The 5,912-nt window shown below is 38.7% G+C and carries 7 protein-coding genes; 1 reads left to right on the top strand and 6 read right to left on the bottom strand.

The features are described from left to right. From A2003_RS08975 to rpe, 5 genes are all read right to left on the bottom strand, one after another. The coding region (locus A2003_RS08975; RefSeq protein WP_286687185.1) for a class I SAM-dependent methyltransferase at positions 1-427 on the bottom strand (427 nt) is incomplete at its 3' end. 82 nt (positions 428-509) lie between these two features. After that, the gene (locus A2003_RS08980) at positions 510-1,409 is read right to left on the bottom strand and encodes a copper resistance protein B (protein ID WP_151738274.1); all 900 of its coding nucleotides are present in this window, start codon (positions 1,407-1,409) and stop codon (positions 510-512) included. Then, a complete protein-coding gene (locus A2003_RS08985) occupies positions 1,396-3,264 on the bottom strand; it encodes a copper resistance system multicopper oxidase (protein WP_279685666.1) in 1,869 nt (622 codons plus the stop codon). The genes A2003_RS08980 and A2003_RS08985 overlap by 14 nt, the downstream gene beginning before the upstream one ends. A 76-nt stretch (positions 3,265-3,340) precedes the next feature. After that, on the bottom strand, positions 3,341-3,721 hold the full coding sequence (locus tag A2003_RS08990) for a hypothetical protein (RefSeq protein ID WP_424900881.1): 381 nt from the start codon (positions 3,719-3,721) through the stop codon (positions 3,341-3,343). 410 nt (positions 3,722-4,131) lie between these two features. Then, positions 4,132-4,818 carry a ribulose-phosphate 3-epimerase gene (gene rpe / locus A2003_RS08995; protein ID WP_004914382.1) on the bottom strand — a complete coding sequence of 229 codons (687 nt, stop codon included), beginning with the start codon at positions 4,816-4,818 and terminating at the stop codon, positions 4,132-4,134. Between the two features lie 181 nt (positions 4,819-4,999). Here rpe and A2003_RS09000 point away from each other — a divergent pair, with 181 nt between their 5' ends. Continuing rightward, positions 5,000-5,278, top strand: coding sequence for a DUF2218 domain-containing protein (locus A2003_RS09000; protein WP_004960569.1), 279 nt, complete (start codon positions 5,000-5,002; stop codon positions 5,276-5,278). A gap of 28 nt (positions 5,279-5,306) precedes the next feature. Here A2003_RS09000 and fghA read toward each other — a convergent pair. Beyond that, on the bottom strand, positions 5,307-5,912 hold a 606-nt coding region (gene fghA / locus A2003_RS09005; protein ID WP_286687186.1), incomplete at its 5' end, for an S-formylglutathione hydrolase.

Below are 5,912 nucleotides of genomic sequence, written 5' to 3' on the forward strand. Positions count from 1 at the left end.
AAATCTGGAATTGATAAAAATAATTATGCTTAGATGAATCTATAGATTCCTCTTGTATCGAACCCTTATGTCGATCAATCATGATCTGAATCGGTTCATAATGCGACATGGTTTGTTGCAATTCCACCCCTAAATTCAAACACTCAAGTTTATAAGTGAGCTGAGATAAATCATCTCGATGGTACAACGTGAGGTGCTTACAATCTAAATCGATATGATGCTCGATTAATACTTCCGAGAAAGGAATTAATGCTTTTCTGATTCGTTGTACATCCTGATCATCTTTCATCAGAGGAATATAATAATAGCTCACCTGCATAGAACTATTATTGCTCCGCTGTGAATCTGAAAAAGACGATTGATTACTAATCTTTTCGAGGGAATCTGTTATTGCTGTTATTTGATTGTTTTGTTGTTCTAAAGCCATTTATACACCATCAATGACTCAAAAAAGATACTGCTAGTATAAACCAACAGTATCTCAGTAAAGTGACTTTTTAGACAAAGTATCAGAACTTTAGCGTTAATCCCGTAGCATATAACCAACCCTTTTCACTTTCAGAAGCAGATTGCCATGGTGTTTGCTCTGCACCTTTATGATAAGCATATGCTACATCTACAAAAGGCATAAGTTTTTTATTGATCTCATAACGCACTTGTACGCCCGTTTGTAGTTTAGATAACCCTGATTTCTTTGGATATTTTGATTTATCACTCAATACCACATCTGCATTCAAATAGGGTTGAGCAATTAACTTTTGTGTAAATAGCAAGTCTCGGCTGGTTTCTAAACTCAACTGCCAACGCTGATCTTGTCCAGCAAAAACATAAGCTTCTGTTTCAAAGAAATATGGTGCTAAACCATGCAAACCGAATACAGCACTCCATTGATCTTTATCTAGCTGATGTTCTGGTTGATATTGATAACGTACACCCGCCTGTATATCCCAAAAATCTGCAATATTTCGGCTATATAAAGTCATTGCTTCAGTTTCAGCTTTTTCTGATTCAGCCTTCTCAACATGGGCTTTGATGAAGATTTTATTTTCATCTGTACCCACCCATGTTTTTAACTCGGTGCTTACACTACCCTTACCATCCTCATCTACCGCCCAAGCATTTTCTAAACTGGTTGATTGGTATATTTGCCCGCCATGCTCGTTATGATGGCTATGCTCTGCATCTTGAACATCGCTTGAATATGCAAGTTTGGACTGTTCATGTTTGTGATGATCTGCCTTTGACGTTTCCATCACAACCGTCTGTTGCTGTGAAGCTTGATTCATCTGCAACATTTGATTATGAGCTTCATGGGCATGGGCAAATCCTCCCAAAGAGGATGCAATACCACTCACCACGATCAACTGTGTATATCGTTTCATCTTCGAAGACTGCTTAATGATGTGCATGGCTTTCTCCTGTCGATGGTTGAACTGGTGTAGATGTGGGTTGAGTGGCTGTTTTTGCCTCATTGACATTCGCAACAATCAACTTACTCATCATTCCTGCACTCATGTGATAGAGCAAATGACAGTGAATCGCCCACTCTCCTAATTCATCAGCTGTCAGTAATGCAGTTACGGTTTTACCGGGTGGTACGATGACGGTATGCTTATTTGGCATATCGGCTGCGCTTTGTCCATTTTCTAGCTGCATAAACATGCCATGTAAATGCATAGGATGTGCCATCATACTTTCATTGACAAACTTCAAACGAATTCGCTCACCGTACTGCACTTTCAATGGTTCAAAATCTTTATCACTGAATTTTTTTCCATCAATTGTCCAAATATATCGTTCCATCGTCCCACCTAAACGAATCACGAGTTCTCTTTCTGCAGCACGCGTATCAGGCTGAGGAGTTAATGCTTTTAGATCGTTATATTGCAATGCTTTATGTCCAACAGGTGTGGATGCATTTGCCCAACCTTGAACAGCTTGTGGTTTATGTTGGTTTGTTACGGACATAGATGATTGTTGCTTATCCGAATGATGATGCATCTGGCTCATATTCATGTCGGTATGAGATTTATGGTTCATATCGCCCATATCCATTTCACCATGTGCATTATGATTCATTGCCATCTTACTCATCTGAGTATGTTGGCTATGATCCATTTTAGACTTATCCATTTCAGCATGCTGGCTATGATCCATTTTGCTCGTTTCATCTTGCACATGCGCTCCATGTCCCATATCGTCCATGGTCAATAATGCACGTGGACGCGCTGCTGGCATCGTCACGGTGTGTTGTGCTGGCTTCATCTCATTTTGCAATGACGCGATTGCAAAACCAGAACGATCAATTGACTCTGCTTGAATTTGATAATGCGGTTGAGTTGGTTCAACAATTACATCATAAGTTTCTGCTGCACCAATTCTAAACTCATCGACTGGAACAGGTTGGACAGGCTGACCATCTGCACTCACAACCATCATTTTTAAATTAGGAATTCGCACATCAAAAAAAGACATCGCCGAAGCATTGATAAACCGTAAGCGAACTTTTTCTCCTGCTTTGAAAGCACCCGTCCAATTTTGTTGTGGTGTTTTCCCATTCACTAAAAAGGTATAGCCAGTAACATCCGATAAATCAGTTTTCAGCATGCGCATCTGATTCCACATCGAACGATCTTGCCATGTGGCTTTCAAACCTTGATCTTTCAGTTGTGACCAAACATCAGCGACTGTTTCTCTTTGATTTTGATAGTACTCCGCTGATTTTTTTAGATTTGCCATGATCTTGTCACTTTTCGTTTCATGGAAATCGGAAAGCATCACAACATAATCACGTTCAGCACTTTCATGTTTGGCTACAGGCTGTTTTCCTTTGGGATAAATGACCAAAGGACCATATAAACCATCCTGTTCCTGACCTTTACTATGTGCGTGATACCAATAAGTTCCGTTTTGTCGTACTTTAAAACGATACTCAAAACTACCATTAGGCTTAATACCTTTAAAGCCATTGAAGCCCGGAACACCATCCATAAGCCCTGGTAAAAGTAAACCATGCCAATGCAGAGAGGTATCTTGATCTTTAAGTTGATTATGGACATGAATGACCGCTTCATCCCCTTCTTCAAACTCCAGCAAAGGCGCAATAAATTTGCCATTCACTGTAATTCTTTGAACAGGTTTTCCTGTGACATTCACCATCTCTTGGTTGATATTAAGATGATACTCTTTGATTGCAGCCATGCTATAGGGCGCGAATAAGAGACCGAAACTCGCAATAACGCCAGCATATAATTTTGAAGACATGAAATAATCCTAATCTATTGATTCATCAAATTTCCCTAACTATAAGAAGTTAAGAAAAGACAGAGTGGCTGATAGATTAGGCTTTGGGAGGACGAAGAATTTCTTGCCAATATCCAGCTAAGTGTCGAGCTTGGTATGCTGTTATTAGATGAATAGGTCGTTCAAAAACAGATAAAGCAGATAGTTCAGGTATATTTTGATCGAGTGTAAAACTCACCGTTTGACAATGTGATGGATGATTACAATCTTCACAATGTTGCTGATTTGGCACTTGTTGTTCATGACATTTAGTCATACTCGTCATGTCTTGATGTGCCATTTGTATTTGATGATGCTGATCACTTTTCATTTGCATCTTGTGACACGGCATATCCTGAGTCGTTACAGTGGATTGCTCAGTATGAATTGCATGTACAGCTGCAATGGCGACATTACTCCCCCCGATGAAAAATATCATCAGGAACACAAACCACATATGTTTGTATCTTTTGAGACGTAGCACTGAATATTCCTATCCACAGATCAGAATCTTTATCTATATTAAGCATAAGTTGTTTCATAGTTATGCACAATCATGTTTATGTTCAAATTATGCAATATTCAACAACTTTAAACAGAGTGATGCTGTTTTATTCTACAATATTTGCAAAAATCGTTCATGAGTAAAAATAGAGCAAAATAAATAATTTAGCGCACAAAAAAAGGACAAAAAATTGTCCTTTTTCGTTCAAACTGCTGTGAATATAAACAACTGAAATCATTTTGTTTATTTTAACAACATCTTATCCACTCGCTTATCAACATGGTTATCCACGTAGTTATAAACAAAGTTATCCACAACCCAGTGTAAAAAATAGGTTAAATAGACTAAATTTGTTTTGCACCAACTTTAGCCAACTCTGCACGCATTTGGTCGATCACTGTTTTGTAATCTGGTTGACCAAAAATTGCTGAACCAGCAACAAACATATCCGCCCCAGCTTCTGCAATTTCTCGAATATTTGCAGGTCCTACACCACCATCCACTTCTAAACGAATATCACGACCACTTGCATCAATAATTTGGCGTGCTTGGCGAAGTTTTTCTAATGTCATCGGAATAAATTTCTGCCCACCAAAACCAGGGTTTACACTCATTAATAAAATTTGGTCCACTTTATCTAGAACATAATCAAGATAATGTAATGGTGTCGCAGGGTTAAAAACTAATCCTGCTTTTGCACCACCTGATTTAATCAACTGCAAAGAGCGATCAATATGATCTGTCGCTTCTGGGTGGAAAGTAATGATATCGGCACCTGCTTCCAAGAAGTCACCAATCATACGATCCACAGGAGAAACCATGAGGTGTACATCAATTGGTGCTTTGATACCGTAATTTTTTAATGCTTTACAAATACCTGCACCGAAGGTCAGATTCGGAACATAGTGATTATCCATCACATCAAAATGTACAACGTCTGCGCCTGCAGCTAGAACTTTTTCTACATCTTCACCTAAACGAGCAAAATCAGCAGATAAAATTGAAGGAGCAATGAGATAAGGCTTGGACATGGATAACCTGACAATGACGAAGGAATGATTCCGTGATTATAACAAATTCATACTGTTTAGGGCTGTTAGAAAGTGATTATTCGAGCATTGCAAACATGCAACACCACGTTGCAGAGTTACTATTTTTTTATCATTTGTTATTTGCTAAGGTAATTTTCGATACAAAAAATGAAGTCGTATGATGAAGAGTACTACACAAATTGAAACAGTCGAAGGTAAACGAATCGCTAAACGTTTGCTCAATCACTGGAAACATAAATTTGAAGTTGAAGAAACTGAAATCTATTCAAAAATTTTGATGCCTACTGCAACGGTGACACTCACAGCACAACAGGAATACTTAGAGGTTATCATTGAAAATCAACAAGATGATGTCGAGCGCCTAGAGCAAGTTGTAATAGATCATTTGAATCGAATGGCTCAGCAGGAATTCGCTGCCAATTGGACCCATCAAGAATAAGAAGCTCATAATGAGCTTCTTTCAAAGATTAAGCATTCTTTTCTAATTGAATAGCATGAAATTGCAAATGATCATCGATAAAGCTTTGAATAAAATAGTAACCATGATCATAACCTTCATGCAAACGTAAAGTAATATGCTGGCCAGAGTCTAAACACGCTTGTTTAAATTTTTCAGGATTTAACTGCGCAAAAAATTGGTCTTCTAAACCTTGATCAATCAGAATTTCTTCAAATTGAGACCCCTTCTGCTGCACTAATGCAGTTGCATCGTGTTCTGCCCAACGTTGTTGATCCTGTCCTAAATATTGACTAAATGCCTTTTCACCCCAAGGACAAATACTTGGTGCACAAATCGGTGCAAATGCCGAGACCGATCTAAAAAGTTCTGGGTACTTAAATGCTAATGTTAGGGCACCATGACCACCCATTGAGTGTCCAAAAACCCCAACCTGATTTTCAATGATTGGAAATTCTTGCAAAACATGAGCGTAGAGTTCATCAACAATGTATGACTCCATTTGATAATGCTCAGCCCAAGGTTGTTGAGTCGCATTAATATAAAAACCAGCACCCTGCCCAATATCCCAATGATCGCCTTGAGCAACGTGCTCTCCACGTGGAGATGTATCAGG

Origin of the sequence: Acinetobacter sp. GWC1_38_13 (genome assembly GCF_001767535.1) — a bacterium.
GTDB classification, from domain to species: Bacteria; Pseudomonadota; Gammaproteobacteria; order Pseudomonadales; family Moraxellaceae; genus Acinetobacter; species Acinetobacter junii.